Genomic DNA, 13,851 nt, shown 5'->3' with positions numbered 1-13,851 from the left:
CGCGGCGCGCGACGGACGGCGCACGGCCGTCCGGCCCCGACGGCCCCACGGGCCGCGCCGCCGCCCCCCCCCGCCCCCGGGGGCCCCGGGGGCCCCCCCCGGCGGGGGCGGCCACCCGGCCGGGCGGGCCTCGCCAGGCCCCCAACGGGGCTCGTGCGCAGGGCTGTTGCAGAACAGAAGCGGAACCGGCACCGGTTCGGCGGCGTGAAGACCGCCCGACGGGACATCTGACAGACATGACGTCCACAGACGTGCACCCGGAAGACGACAGGAACGGTACGCGCCCGCCGCGTACGCACAGGTGGCGCACGGCGCTCATCGCCGTCGTCGCCGTACTCGCCCTGCTCTTCCTCGGCACCCGCATCCATCTGCTGCCCGGATTCGGCGACCTGCTGGGGGAGCAGAGCCATGACAGGACGGGACCGACGCTGCTCCAGTCCATCCAGGACCTCAACCGCTACGAGGCCGCGGAGGGCAACTTCCAGGTCGTGGTCGACTTCCAGAAGGACGCCAAGTTCCTCCCGGACGCCATCCGCGGCACCCGCACGCTGTACGTGGGGGCCGGCACCGTCGGCTCGTACGTCGACTTCAGCGGAATCGGGAAGAACGACGTGAAGACGAACGCGGACCGCACCGCCGCGACGATCCGGCTGCCGCACGCCCAGCTCGGCAAGCCCGCGCTCGACCCGGACCGTTCGTACACCGTCGACAAGCAGCGCGGGCTGCTCGACCGGCTCGGCGACCTGTTCTCCGACAACCCGGACAGCGAGCAGGCCGTGACCAAACTTGCCGCGCAGCACATCACCGACGCGGCGAAGGACAGCGAACTGACCAAGCGGGCCGAGACGAACACCACGGCGATGCTGGAGGGGCTGCTGCACTCCCTCGGTTTCACGACTGTGAGCGTGAGCTACGCGTGACGGAACGGTTCGGCGGGGTGCTCGGGCGGTGCGGCGGCACCCCCGGGGCCCGGTCGCGACGGCCGTCCGAGATCCAGCCGGCCCAGGCGCGCCACGAGGTCCGCGAAGGGGCCGTCGGACGGCTCGTCCGCGAGGGCGCGGCGCAGGAGAGCCGCCATCCCCTCGTCGTGCGCCGCGCTGACGGCGGCCAGCGCGGCGAAGTCGTGCACGAGCTGGAGCTCCAGCTCCGCGCGCGGGACTTCACGCCCGTCGAGCCAGGTCAGAGCCGTCGACTCGACGAGCGACACCCATGACCTGACGACGATCCGCAGGCGCGCCGGCGGGTTCTCCGCGGCGTCGAGATGGGCGAGGACCTGCGCGTACGCGGCGTCTCGCAGCTCGTCCACGACGGCACCGGAACCGCCGGACCCGCCGGGACCGCCGGGGCCCGTGCCGGCGGCGGACGAGGCGTGCATGAGGGCGGCGAAGCCGGGCCCGTGCTCCTCCACGAAGTCGAAGAACCGGCCCATGGCGCGCATCAGCCGGGCGCCCAGCGGACCCGTGCGGGGCTCCTCGAAACGCAGCGCCAGATCGTCGGCGGCCCGGCGCAACGCGGCGTCGTACAGGCTCTGCTTACCGGGGAAGTAGTGGTAGACCAGCGGTCGGGAGATCCCGGCGGCGGTCGCGATGTCGTCGATGGAGACGTCGTCGGGAGCGCGGCGGCCGAGCAGTTCGAGGGCCACCCCGATCAGCTGCCGCCTGCGCTCCTCGACGCCCATCCTGCGCCGCGCCCGGGGCGGCGGGGTCATCACCGTGGTCATATGACCAGCCTAACGGGCGGGCCGGCGTGGATGTCCGTTACGCTCCCGGTTCATGAGCTCATCAGACCACGAGGATATGCAGGCGGCCCCGGACGAAGAGGCCGTCCCAGTGGGACTGACGCCCCGTCAGGCGCGCATCATCCGGGTCACGATGGGGTGGGTGGTCCTGGCGGGAATGGCCACCCTGCTCTGGCTCCGCCTGGAACAGAGCCAGTCGGTACTCGTGATGGGGGTGTACGGGCTGGCGATCCTGCTGTGCGGGGTCGTGATCGAGCTCAGCCGGCACGGCAGGACACGGCTCGGTACCTACCTGCTGGTCGTGGTCCTGGTAGCGGCCCTGGGCGCGGACTGGCTGCTTCCGTAGGCCGGGGGCAGGGGGCCCCAGTACGTGGAGCCCGGGGCGTCGGGGTTGGCTCAGGCCGCGCGGCGCGCGGGGGTTGGCCTCGGGTCGCTTAGGGGGCGCGATGACCCGAAGCGGCCCCGGGCGCCTGATGGCGGTCCTCAGTGCAGGGTGTTCAGCGTCCTGCCGTTCTCCAGCCTGCCCTTCAGGCTCGTCTGGCTGCCCTCCTTCGCCGGTACGGCCATCAGGCGGCCCGGCACGGTGGCCCGGACGCCGCCCGACGCCGTCAGCGAGGTGACCTGATCGCTGCCCGCCCCCAGCAGATACCAGTTGCCGGCCTTCGACTTCCACAGGGCGCCCGCCAGCGCCTCGGGCTCCTTCGGGCCGCACGCAGGGGAGCCGGTCGCCGTCGCCGTGATCGCGCCGGGGTTGCCGTTACCCGCCGAGGCGGACGAGCCCGACGCGGAAGCCGGAACCGGCGCCTGGAACTGCGCCATGACCTTGCTGCGCGTGCCCCGCCACGTCTCGCCGCGCGTGCACACCCAGTTCGCGGTGCCCTCGCCTTCCGGCAAAGCCTGTTCCGCGTACCGCCAGGAGTTGACCGACTTCACGCCCTGCCCGCGCATGGCCGGGAGCAGGCATGCCGTACGGGCCCACGACGCCCGGGCTGCCCCGGACGTGACGTCCTTCGGCGACGTCGGCGACCCCGTCGTCAGCCGGGCAGGGGTCAACTCGCCGAGATCGGTGAGCAGCCGCTCGTGGCCCGTGCCGCCGCTGTTGTCACTGCCGTCACTGCCGTCACTGCCGTCACTCTTGTCCCGCACGTCCAGCGTGTCCCAGGACGTGCAGGTACTCGCCATGGCCGGGCTGCGCAACGCGTCCGTCACCCCGTCCGCCGAGCGGTGCAGCGGCAGCGCGTCCGCGTCCGGTGCCAGCAGGTCGCGGGTGGTCGTGCGGGTCACCCAAGGCGCCGTCAGGTAGCGCACGTTGCCGTCGGAGCGGTCCACCACGACCGCGTCGGACACACCGCCGCCCGCGTCGTCCACCCGCGCGAAGTCGATCGCCGCGGCCGAGGTGCCCTGGACGGGCTCCGCGTACCGCACGACCCGCAGGCCGTCGTAGAACAGCACGACACGCGCCCGGTCCACCGTCCCCGCGTACAGCAGTTGCGGCGGGCCCATCGGAGGCCCCGAGGGTGTGCCCGGCGTGGCCGACACGTGGACGGACGCACCGGGGCGCGCCCAGACCGCGAGCGCCCTGCGCAGCAGCTCGGTGTCCTTGACGAGCGGACCGCGCGCGGGCCACACCGAGAAGTCCGCACGGGACGCGTCGTGCCATGCGGTCGGCGCCACGCGGACGACCTTCGCCGGGTCGAGCGCGGCCTGGGCCGCCGCGTTGAGCGCGTACGAGGGGGCCGCGGGGCCGTCGGGCCCCCACCCGTCGCCGGGCAGCCCGAGCAGCGCCCCGCACACCACAAGCGCGCCCACGGCCGCCAGCGCGGCCTTCCCGTGCTGGCGGCGGCGCATCAGGTCCGTGGGCCGCGCCTCCAGGGCGCACGGATCGAACTCGGGCGACCGCAGCAGCGACACGTCAACGCCCGCCGCGCCCGCGCCGTCCCCCGTGGCTCGTGCCGCCGACGCCACCGCCGCGGCCGGGTCCGCGACCCCCGCGGCGGCGAGCACGCGCCGCACCTCCGCCTCCGGCAGCCGCTCCAGTCCACGCAGCACGAGCGCCGCCCGCACCGCTCCCGGCATCTTCGCCAGCCGCTGGTCCAGCGCGAGTTGGCCCGCGCCGCCCCGGCGGGGCGAGAGGCGCAGGCCCCAGACGCGCGGCAGGACGGGCGGCAGCTGCGACCGCTTCGGCAGGGCGAACCGCAGCAGCGGCAACTCCGCGTCGAGCGCCTGACGCACGACCCGGGCACGCAGCAGCGCGTAACCCGGCTCCTCGGTGCCGCCCGAGGAGGTGCGGCGCGGCGCGGGCAGGGCCGCCTGCGCGTTCTTGTCCCGGCCGCGCGGCAGCGAACGCTGGGCGATCGCGTGCGCGCTGAGCACCCGGCGACCGCGGCCGAGTGACGGCGGCAGCACGAGATAAGCGAGGCGCACCAAGCGCGGGTAGTGCTCGGCGAGGGCGGCCTCCGCCTGGCCGATACCGACCGCGGACAGCGGATGCGCTGGGTCGGCCGCGGAGCCGGAGGAGCCGGGTGTGACGGACGGGGTGGTGACGGCATCGTGGGAACGCACGTGGAGCACAACGAGCCCACCGCCGGATGGTCACTTGGCGGGCCGGCGGACGCCGGGCCGTGTCGTGTCGTGTCAGGCGAGTTGTGAGAGGCCGGTTGGCGTCGGCGGGTCATGTCGGGGCGGTGGTTGCCGGGCCGTGGCGCGTCAGGCCGGCCCGTTGTCGTTGCCGTGGTCGAGGTAGGCCAGTACGGCGAGGACGCGGCGGTTGTCGTCGTCCGACACCGGAAGGCCCAGCTTTCCGAAGATGTTCGAGGTGTGTTTCGCCACCGCCCGCTCGGTGACGCTCAGTTGTGCCGCGATGGCCGCATTGGACCGTCCCTGCGCCATCAGGCCCATCACGTCGCGCTCCCGCGGAGTGAGCGCCCCGACCGTGGCGTCCCGCGAACGCCGGCTCAGCAACTGCTGGATGACCTGCGGGTCCATGGCCGTACCACCGCCCGCGACACGGCGCACCGCGTCGATGAACTGGTCTGCGTCGAACACCCGGTCCTTCAGGAGGTATCCCACACCGCCGTTGCCGTCCGCGAGCAACTCCCGTGCGTAGAGACGTTCGACATGCTGGGAGAGCACGAGCACGGGCAGTCCGGGGCGCTCCCTGCGCGCCGCGAGTGCGCACTGGAGGCCCTCGTCCGTGTGGGACGGCGGCAGCCGGACGTCCACCACCGCCACATCCGGCTCCAACTCGGCGAATGCCCTGGTCAGTTCCGGCCCGGTCTCCACCGCGGCGAGGATCTCGAAGTCGTACGCCTCAAACATCCTGACCAGGCCGTCCCTCAGGAGGAAGAGATCTTCGGCTAGGACAACTCGCAAGGGATCTCCATGGTCACCATCGTGGGACCGCCTGCCGGGCTGCTGACGGCCAGTATGCCGTCGAAGGTACCGAGCCTGCGCTCAAGTCCGCTCAGGCCCGAGCCCTTTCCGCTCCGCGCACCGCCCCGGCCGTTGTCGGTGACCGAGGCGCGCAGCATGCCGCCCGAGTGGGAGAGGTCGACCCATATCCGGTCGGCGCCCGAGTGCTTGGCAGCATTGGTCAGGGCCTCGCTGACCGTGAAGTACGCCGCGGACTCGACGGGGGCCTCCGCCCGGCCCGGCAGGTCCACCGTGACCTCCGCCTCGACCGGTATGCGCAGGGCGAGGGCACGCACCGCGTCGCCGAGGCCGCGCTCCGCGAGCACCGGCGGATGGATGCCGCGCACCAGGTCGCGCAGCTCCGTCAGCGCTTCGGCGGAGGAGCGGCGAGCCTGGCCGACCAACTCCTTGGCCCTGGCGGGGTCCTTCTCCATGAGTGCCTCGATGGTGCCCAGGTCCATGCCGACCGCGACGAGCCGGGCCTGCGCGCCGTCGTGCAGATCCCGCTCGATGCGCCGCAGCTCGCTCGCGGAGGAGTCGACGGCGTCGTGCCGTGTCTCGGTGAGGCGCTCCACCCGCCGGGCCAGCTCCTCGTCGTGCCCCGGGTCGAGCACCGACCGGGTGAGCAGGAAGTGGCCGCGCAGTGCCGCCGGTGCGAACCGGACGCCGGCGCCGAGCAGGACAACACCGAGCGCCGCGGCCCCCAGCGCCGACACCGGTCCGGAGACGGGGATGAAGGCGTACCAGTACGGATCGTGCCGGAAGGCGGTCCACCCGCCGGCGAGCAGCACGAACCCCTGCAACGCGTACGCGAACGGGACGGGCGCGAGGAAGGCGCTGACGCACCCCGCGGTCATGTCCACCGGCAGCCAGCGCAGGTCGCGCCAGGTGGCGGGGTCCTTCAGCAGCAGCGAGGTCCGCTCGACCTGCCCGACGAACCCGCTCCGCAGGTCGGGCGGGAACGGCCGGTACGGGTCGGGGATACGCACCCCCGACCACTCGGACGCCCATGCCCTGCGGCGGTTCGCGTGCCGCCTCAGGGCGGACAGGACTGCCGGAGTGGTGAACAGGCCGACGCCGAGAACGATGAACGCGATGGACAGCACGGAGAGGACGAAGAGCACGATCGACCCCGCCAGCGAGATGACGAACAGTCCCGCCCCGCGGACCGCCGCCCGCAGCACGGCGAGGCCCTGCTCGTCCGAGGCGGCGAGGTCGACCTCCGCGCTGATACCCCAGTCGTGGTCGCCGTTCGGGTCCGCGAAGGTCTGCCGTACGCGCCACAGCCCGTGCGGCGCGTCCTCCTCGATCGACAGGAGCTTCGGGCCGCGCGCGTCCGGACCCGTGCCGATCTCCTCGTACTCGTCCCAGTACGCGTCCAGCGCGTCCGCCCACGCGTCCTCGTCGAAGCCCGACTCGGCGTCCATCGCGCCCAGTTCACCGACCTTGTCCAGGGCGGCCAGCTCGACCCTGCGGAACATCGCGTTGCGTACGAGGACCCGGAACGCGCGCGCGTTCGCCGTCACGGGGCGCACCTGGTCGGCCTTCTCCTGGGCCTCCTCAGCCGTCTCCTCCTCCGGGTTGGCGAGCTGCTCCCACTCGTCCAGCAGGCTGGAGTCGACCTGCCGCACCAGCTCGCCGAGCCACGCCGTCAGGTCCTCCAGGTCCTCGGACTTCAGATGTTCCGGAATGGTGTGTTCCAGGGCCTTGTAGGCGCCCGCGAGATAGCGCAGGACGATGCCCTCGGTCCGCGCCAACTCGTAGAACGACGTGAACTCGGCGAAGGACATGGCCCGTTCGTACATGTCCCGGATCACGGACTTCGGCGACACCGGGTGGTCGCCGACCCACGGGTGGCTCCTGCGGTACACGTCGTACGCGTGCCACAGCAGCTCTTCGAGCGGCTTCGGGTACGAGACCTCCTGGAGCCGCTCCATGCGCTCCTCGTACTCAACGCCGTCCGCCTTCATCTCCGCGACGGCCTCGCCCCGCGCCTTGTTCTGCTGCGCCCCGAGGATCTGCCGCGGGTCGTCGAGCGTCGACTCCACCACCGACACCATGTCCAGCGCGTACGACGGCGATTCGGGGTCCAGCAGCTCGAACGCGGCCAGCGCGAACGTCGACAGCGGCTGGTTCAGCGCGAAGTCCTGCTGGAGGTCGACCGTCAGCCGGACGATCCTGCCCTCCGCGTCCGGCGTCCGGAGCCGCTCCACCACCCCGCCGTCCAGCAGCGAACGGTAGATCGCGATGGCGCGCCGGATGTGCCGCAACTGCTGCTTGCGCGGCTCGTGGTTGTCCTCCAGCAGATGGCGCATCGCGTCGAACGCGTTGCCCGGCCGGGCGATCACCGAGAGCAGCATCGTGTGCGTGACCCGGAAGCGGGAGGTCAGCGGCTCCGGGTCGGCCGCGATCAGCTTCTCGAACGACTGCTCCGACCAGGCGACGAACCCCTCGGGGGCCTTCTTGCGCACCACCTTGCGGCGCTTCTTCGGATCGTCGCCCGCCTTCGCGAGCGCCTTCTCGTTCTCCACCACGTGCTCCGGGGCCTGCGCGACCACCAGGCCCGCCGTGTCGAACCCCGCGCGGCCCGCGCGGCCCGCGATCTGGTGGAACTCCCGCGCGCGCAGCGTCCTGACACGGCTGCCGTCGTACTTGGTGAGCGCGGTGAACAGCACCGTGCGGATGGGCACGTTGACGCCCACGCCCAGGGTGTCCGTACCGCAGATGACCTTGAGCAGACCGGCCTGCGCCAGCTTCTCCACCAGGCGCCGGTACTTGGGCAGCATGCCCGCGTGGTGCACGCCGATGCCGTGCCGCACGTAGCGCGAGAGGTTGCGGCCGAAGGTGGTGGTGAAGCGGAAGTTGCCGATCAGGTCGGCGATCCTGTCCTTCTCCTCCCGGCTGCACATGTTGATGCTCATCAGCGACTGCGCCCGCTCGACGGCTGCCGCCTGGGTGAAGTGCACGATGTAGACGGGCGCCTGGTGCGTCTCAAGCAGCTCCGTCAGCGTCTCCGTGATGGGCGTCGTCCGGTACTCGTACGACAGCGGTACGGGCCGTGTCGCCGACCGCACGACGGTGGTCTCACGGCCCGTGCGGCGGGTCAGGTCCTCCTCGAACCGGCGCACGTCGCCGAGCGTCGCCGACATCAGCACGAACTGCGCCTGCGGCAGTTCGAGCAGCGGGATCTGCCACGCCCAGCCGCGGTCCGGCTCCGCGTAGAAGTGGAACTCGTCCATCACGACCTGGCCGATGTCCGCGTGCCTGCCGTCGCGCAGCGCGATGGCCGCGAGCACCTCGGCCGTGCAGCAGATCACCGGCGCGTCCGCGTTGACGGACGCGTCGCCCGTCAGCATGCCGACGTTCTCCGTACCGAACAGCTTGCACAGGTCGAAGAACTTCTCCGAGACCAGCGCCTTGATCGGCGCCGTGTAGAACGTGACCTCGTCGCGCGCGAGCGCCGCGAAGTGCGCACCCGCGGCCACCAGGCTCTTCCCGGAGCCGGTCGGCGTGGACAGGATCACGTTGTTCCCCGACACCACCTCGATCAGCGCTTCCTCCTGCGCCGGGTAGAGGGAGATGCCCTCCCCCTCGGCCCAGGCCGAGAAGGCCTCGAAGAGGGCATCGGGGTCGGCGTCCTTTGGCAGCTGATCGATAAGGGTCACGCCACCATCTTGCCCGCTCCCGGTCCCGATCCGGGAACCGGACGGTCCGAGGAAGATCACGGACTGTACGCTGCGGGTCCCGGCACGCATGATCGCCGGCGCCGCCGCGCGGAGCCGCACGGCGCCCGGCGCCGGGCCGGGCGGGACCGAACGCAACGACAACTCCACAGGGAGACGGGGACGACCATGATGGGACCTGCACACTCACTCTCGGGGGCGGCCGCGTGGCTGGGGGTGGGTGCCGCCGCATCGGCGCTCGGCTACGGCATGCCCTGGCCGGTCCTCGTGGTGGGGGCCCTGATCTCGTCGGGCGCGGCGCTCGCGCCCGACCTCGACCACCAGGCGGCCACGATCTCCCGCGCCTTCGGGCCCCTCTCGCGCGGGCTGTGCGCGATCGTCGACGTCCTCTCCCACTTCGCCTACCGGCACACCCGCCTCAAGGGCGACCCGAGCAGCCGCAGCGGCGGCCACCGCACGCTCACCCACACCTGGCTGTGGGCCGCGCTGATCGGCGCGGGCGCGTCGGCGCTCGCCGTGTACGGCGGCCACTGGGCGGTGCTCGCCATCCTCTTCGTGCACATGGTGCTGGCGGTCGAGGGGCTGCTGTGGCGGGCCGCGCGCGTCTCCAGCGACGTCCTGGTCTGGCTGCTCGGGGCCTTCTCGGCCTGGACGCTCGGCGGCATCCTGGACGAGCCGGGCAACGGCGCGGGATGGCTGTTCACCCAGCCCGGCCAGGAGTACATGTGGCTGGGGCTGCCCATCGTGCTCGGCGCGCTCGTCCATGACCTGGGCGACGCGATCACGATCTCCGGCTGCCCGATCCTGTGGCCCATCCCGATCGGCCGCAAGCGCTGGTACGCCGTGGGCACGCCGAAGCCGATGAGGTTCCGCGCGGGCAGCTGGGTCGAGCTCAAGATACTGATGCCGCTGTTCATGATCCTCGGAGGCATCGGCGGGATAGCGGCACTGGGCGTGATCTGACGGCCCCGCGGCGCTGGTCAGGCGCCGCCCCCGGCCCGGACGGCGATCGCCCTCAGGGGCCCGGGGCGGGGCGTTCGCGAGCCTGCCCCGCGAGGCGTGCGAGGCGGGACGCGGCGCCTGCCATCGGGGGGCCGGCCGGGGTGCCCGCCTTGAGGCGCCCGGCCGGGGCGAGCGCCCGTCAGCCGTGCCAGGAACGCCAGAGCGCCGCGTACGCCCCGTCGGCCGCCACCAGCTCTTCGTGCGGGCCCAGTTCGGTGATCCGGCCGTCCTCCACCACCGCGATCACATCGGCGTCGTGCGCCGTGTGCAGGCGGTGCGCGATCGCGATCACCGTACGGCCCTGGAGCACCCGCGCCAGCGACCGCTCCAGATGGCGGGCCGCCCGGGGGTCGAGCAGCGAGGTCGCCTCGTCCAGGACCAGGGTGTGCGGATCGGCGAGGACCAGCCGGGCCAGCGCGATCTGCTGCGCCTGCGCCGGGGTCAGCGCCGTGGCGCCGGAACCGACCCGCGTGTCCAGGCCCTCGGCCAGGCCCGTCGCCCAGGCGGCGGCGTCGACCGCCCCCAGCGCCGCCCACAGTTCGGCGTCCGCCGCGTCCATCCGCGCGAGGCGCAGGTTGTCGCGCAGCGAACCCGTGAAGACGTGGTGCTCCTGGTTGACCAGCGCCACATGCCGCCGCACCGACTCCGCGGGCATGCGGGACAGCTCGGCGCCGCCGAGCGTGACCGAACCGCGCCGGGGCCCGTAGATCCCGGCGAGCAGCCGGCCCAGCGTGGACTTGCCGGCCCCGGAAGGACCGACCAGCGCGAGTCGGGTGCCCGGTGCGACGCCGAGCGACACCTTGTGCAGGACGTCCACGCCGTCCACATAGCCGAAGTGGACGTCGTCCGCGCTCACGTCGCGGCCGTCGGGGGAGAGGGCCGCCTCCCCGCCGTCCGGCTCGATGTCGCGCACCCCGACCAGGCGGGCGATCGAGACCTGGGCGACCTGGAGTTCGTCGTACCAGCGGAGGATGAGTCCCACCGGGTCCACCAGCATCTGCGCGAACAGGGCGCCCGTCGTGAGCTGTCCGACGTCGATCCAGCCCTGGAGCACGAACACACCACCGAGCACCAGAGTGGCGAGGAAGACGGTGGAGGTGGCGGCGTTGATGACGGGGAACAGCACGGTGCGCAGCCACAGCGTGTAGCGCTCCCACGCCGTCCAGCGGGCCACCCGCAGGTCGGAGAGCGCCACGCGCCGCCCGCCCAGACGGTACGACTCGATCGTGCGGCCCGCGTCCACCGTCTCCGTCAGCGACGCGGCGACCGCCGCGTAACCGGCCGCCTCCGAGCGGTACGCCGACGGCGCGCGCCGGAAGTACCAGCGGCACCCCACGACCAGCACCGGGACCGCGAGCAGCACCGCGAGGCCGAGCGGCGGCGCAGTGACCGTGATGGCGCCCACCAGCAGCGCCACCCACACCACACCGATGGCCAGTTGCGGCACGGCCTCGCGCATCGCGTCCGCGAGCCGGTCGATGTCCGTGGTGATGCGGGAGAGCAGGTCGCCCGTACCGGCCCGCTCCAGCACCCCGGGAGGCAGCCCCACCGACCGGACGAGGAAGTCCTCGCGCAGGTCCGCGAGCATCTCCTCGCCGAGGACCGCGCCGCGCAGCCGCACCGTACGGGTGAAGACGGTCTGCAGGACGAGCGCGCACGCGAACACAGCGGTGATCAGCGGCAGATGGAGCCCGGCGGCGGAGCGGACGCCGTCCGCGAGCCGCTGGACGACCGTGCCCAGCAGGTACGGGCCCACCATCGAGGCCAGCACGGAGCCCGCGTTGACGGAGACCAGCACCGTGAAGGCGCGGCGGTGACGCCGCAACAGGCCGCCCACGTAGGCGCGTACGGTCGCCGACGAGCCGACGGGCAGGATCGTCGCCGACTCGGGGGCGGCCGGATCGTGTTGGGGTGGCGCGGCGCCGATCATGCCGGTTCCTCCGACTCGCTCAGACGGGTGAGATGGTGGTGTGCGGCGCCTGCCGGAGCCCGGCCGCGCGCCGGGCGCGGCGCACCCGCCCCCTCCGCCGCGGTGCCGGGCGCGGGCTCCGACTCGCGCGTGACGACGGCCCGGTAACGGGTGTCCGAGCGGAGCAGCTCGCGGTGCACGCCCTCGGCCACGGCCTTCCCCTCGTGGACGAAGACCACCCGGTCCGCACGGTCGAGCAGCAGCGGGGACGAGGCGAACACCACTGTCGTACGCCCCGACCGCAGCCGTTTCACACCGTCGGCGATCCGTGCCTCGGTGTGCGAGTCGACCGCGGACGTCGGCTCGTCGAGCACGAGCACCTCCGGATCGGCGACCAGCGAACGTGCCAGGGCGAGGCGCTGGCGCTGCCCGCCCGACAGCGACCTGCCGCGCTCGGTGATCCGCGCCGCCATAGGATCGCCGTGCCGGTGCGCGGCACGCGCGCCGTCCTCCGCCGCCGGCGGGGACGATCTGACCAGCGCCTCCAGTACGTCCTCGCACTGCGCGGCGGCCAGCGCGTCCCGCGGCGCCACGGCACCCGACGACGGGACGTCGAGCAGTTCGGCGAGTGTCCCCGACAGCAGCACGGGGTCCTTGTCCTGGACCAGGACGCTCGTACGGGCCACGGCGAGCGGCACCTCGTCGAGCGCCACGCCGCCGAGCAGCGCGGACGGCACCGCGTCCGTACCCGGCCCTGCCGCACCGCCCGTCCCCTCCTCGGCCCGGTCGTCCGCCCGGTCCGCCGCCGAACCCGGGCCGTGCCCGCCCAGGTGCTCCGCGAGCCGCCCCGCGGCGTCCGGATCGCCGCACACCACGGCGGTCAACTCCCCGGCGGGCGCGCGCAGTCCGCTGACCGGGTCGTACAGATCCCCGGTGGGCGCCGCCGCCCGCTCCGGGTCCGGGGCCGCGGCGTCCGTCCGGACGAGCGACATGACGCGCGCCGCGCGTTTCGCGGACGGACGCGAGACCGAGTACGCGATGGCGATCTCCTCGAACCGCTGGAGCGGCACCAGCAGCAGCGTCACCGCGCTGTACACGGTCACCAGTTCACCGGGGCTGATCCGGCCGTCGAGCGCCAGCCGCGCCCCGTACCAGACCACCGAGATCAGCATCAGCCCCGGCAGCAGCACCTGGACCGCGGAGATCAGCGACCACATGCGCGCGCTGCGCACCGCCGCCGCCCGTACCTCCTGCGAGACCTCGCGATAGCGGCCCAGGAACAGCTCCTCGCCTCCGATGCCGCGCAGCACGCGCAGGCCCGCGACCGTGTCCGAGGCCAGCTCCGTGGCCCTGCCCGCCTTCTCCCGCTGTACGTCGGCGCGCCGCGTCGCCGGTGCGAGCAGCGGCAGCACGGCGAGCGCGAGCACGGGCACGCCGATCGCGACGAGCAGACCGAGCGAAGGCACGTACAGCAGGAGACCCACCGCGATGCCCACGACGGCGAGGGCCGCGGCGAGGAAACGGGACAGCGCCTCGACGAACCAGCCGATCTTCTCGATGTCACCGGTCGACACCGTGACGATCTCGCCCGCCGCGACGCGGCGCGACAGCGCGGAGCCCAGTTCGACCGCCTTCCGCGCCAGGATCTGCTGGAGGCGCGCGGCCGCGGTGATCCAGTTGGTGACGGAGACCCGGTGCACCATCGTCTCGCCCACGGCGAGCGCGACGGCGCACAGCGCGACCAGTCCGCCCGCGAGCGCGAGCCGGCCGCCCGCGCGGTCCACGACGGCCTGCACCGCGAGCCCGGAGCCGAACGGCAGTGCCGCGATACCGGCCTGCTCGAAGACACCCCAGCCGAGCGCCTTCAGCTGCCCGCCCAACTGCCCCCGGAACAGCCACCACAGGAACCGGTCGCCCGATCTCGCGTCGGGGACGCCGGGGTCCGTGTACGGAAGATCGCGAATCTGCATGATGTCCCATGACTCGTGGGCGGCCAAGGCGTGCAAGCTTGGCTGTCCCGGTGAGCAGGGGCAATTCCTTTTCCGCCCCGACGGCGGCCGCGGCTGACGGCGGCTGAGCACGGGCGCACGCCCCGCTCCCAGCACGCC

9 protein-coding genes are annotated in these 13,851 nt (G+C 73.1%); 3 read left to right on the top strand and 6 right to left on the bottom strand.

Annotation, left to right across the window (positions count from 1 at the left end; translation table 11 throughout):
• Positions 1-236: 236 nt before the first annotated feature.
• Entirely contained in the window at positions 237-920 is a 684-nt protein-coding gene (locus LCE31_RS23500) for a DUF4230 domain-containing protein (protein WP_225017270.1), read from the top strand.
• On the opposite strand, the gene LCE31_RS23495 is transcribed toward LCE31_RS23500, so the two are convergent.
• Positions 911-1,678, bottom strand: coding sequence for a TetR/AcrR family transcriptional regulator (locus tag LCE31_RS23495; protein WP_225017276.1), 768 nt, complete (start codon positions 1,676-1,678; stop codon positions 911-913). The genes LCE31_RS23500 and LCE31_RS23495 overlap by 10 nt on opposite strands.
• A 94-nt stretch (positions 1,679-1,772) precedes the next feature.
• Between LCE31_RS23495 and LCE31_RS23490 the strand changes: the two genes are divergently transcribed.
• Positions 1,773-2,084, top strand: a complete 312-nt coding sequence (locus LCE31_RS23490; RefSeq protein ID WP_374118532.1) for a hypothetical protein — start codon at positions 1,773-1,775, stop codon at positions 2,082-2,084.
• A 137-nt stretch (positions 2,085-2,221) separates the two neighbouring features.
• Here LCE31_RS23490 and LCE31_RS23485 read toward each other — a convergent pair whose 3' ends face one another.
• The 3 genes from LCE31_RS23485 to LCE31_RS23475 all read right to left on the bottom strand — a co-directional run bounded on the left by LCE31_RS23485 (position 2,222) and on the right by LCE31_RS23475 (position 8,814).
• A complete protein-coding gene (locus LCE31_RS23485) occupies positions 2,222-4,300 on the bottom strand; it encodes a hypothetical protein (protein ID WP_225017268.1) in 2,079 nt (692 codons plus the stop codon).
• A gap of 144 nt (positions 4,301-4,444) precedes the next feature.
• Positions 4,445-5,110 carry a LuxR C-terminal-related transcriptional regulator gene (locus LCE31_RS23480; RefSeq protein ID WP_225017266.1) on the bottom strand — a complete coding sequence of 222 codons (666 nt, stop codon included), beginning with the start codon at positions 5,108-5,110 and terminating at the stop codon, positions 4,445-4,447.
• The gene (locus LCE31_RS23475; RefSeq protein WP_308042296.1) at positions 5,095-8,814 is read right to left on the bottom strand and encodes a DUF3516 domain-containing protein; all 3,720 of its coding nucleotides are present in this window, start codon (positions 8,812-8,814) and stop codon (positions 5,095-5,097) included. The genes LCE31_RS23480 and LCE31_RS23475 overlap by 16 nt, the downstream gene beginning before the upstream one ends.
• A 186-nt stretch (positions 8,815-9,000) precedes the next feature.
• Here LCE31_RS23475 and LCE31_RS23465 point away from each other — a divergent pair, with 186 nt between their 5' ends.
• On the top strand, positions 9,001-9,795 hold the full coding sequence (locus LCE31_RS23465; RefSeq protein ID WP_225017264.1) for a metal-dependent hydrolase: 795 nt from the start codon (positions 9,001-9,003) through the stop codon (positions 9,793-9,795).
• A gap of 178 nt (positions 9,796-9,973) precedes the next feature.
• Here LCE31_RS23465 and LCE31_RS23460 read toward each other — a convergent pair whose 3' ends face one another.
• Positions 9,974-11,764 (bottom strand): ABC transporter ATP-binding protein, encoded by a 1,791-nt coding sequence (locus tag LCE31_RS23460; protein ID WP_225017261.1) that lies wholly within the window; start codon positions 11,762-11,764, stop codon positions 9,974-9,976.
• On the bottom strand, positions 11,761-13,713 hold the full coding sequence (locus tag LCE31_RS23455) for an ABC transporter transmembrane domain-containing protein (protein ID WP_225017259.1): 1,953 nt from the start codon (positions 13,711-13,713) through the stop codon (positions 11,761-11,763). The genes LCE31_RS23460 and LCE31_RS23455 overlap by 4 nt, the downstream gene beginning before the upstream one ends.
• Between the last annotated feature and the right edge of the window lie 138 nt (positions 13,714-13,851).

The sequence above is a fragment of the Streptomyces sp. 8L genome, from assembly GCF_020176795.1.
Lineage (GTDB): Bacteria > Actinomycetota > Actinomycetes > Streptomycetales > Streptomycetaceae > Streptomyces.
This window is presented reverse-complemented; position numbering and strand designations above follow the sequence as displayed.

Coding starts and splice junctions, on each gene's coding strand:
- LCE31_RS23500 (WP_225017270.1), top strand. CDS start 237: ATGACGTCCACAGACGTGCACCCGGAAGACGACAGGAACGGTACGCGC.
- LCE31_RS23495 (WP_225017276.1), bottom strand. CDS start 1,678: ATGGGCGTCGAGGAGCGCAGGCGGCAGCTGATCGGGGTGGCCCTCGAA.
- LCE31_RS23490 (WP_374118532.1), top strand. CDS start 1,773: ATGAGCTCATCAGACCACGAGGATATGCAGGCGGCCCCGGACGAAGAG.
- LCE31_RS23465 (WP_225017264.1), top strand. CDS start 9,001: ATGATGGGACCTGCACACTCACTCTCGGGGGCGGCCGCGTGGCTGGGG.
- LCE31_RS23460 (WP_225017261.1), bottom strand. CDS start 11,764: ATGATCGGCGCCGCGCCACCCCAACACGATCCGGCCGCCCCCGAGTCG.
- LCE31_RS23455 (WP_225017259.1), bottom strand. CDS start 13,713: ATGCAGATTCGCGATCTTCCGTACACGGACCCCGGCGTCCCCGACGCG.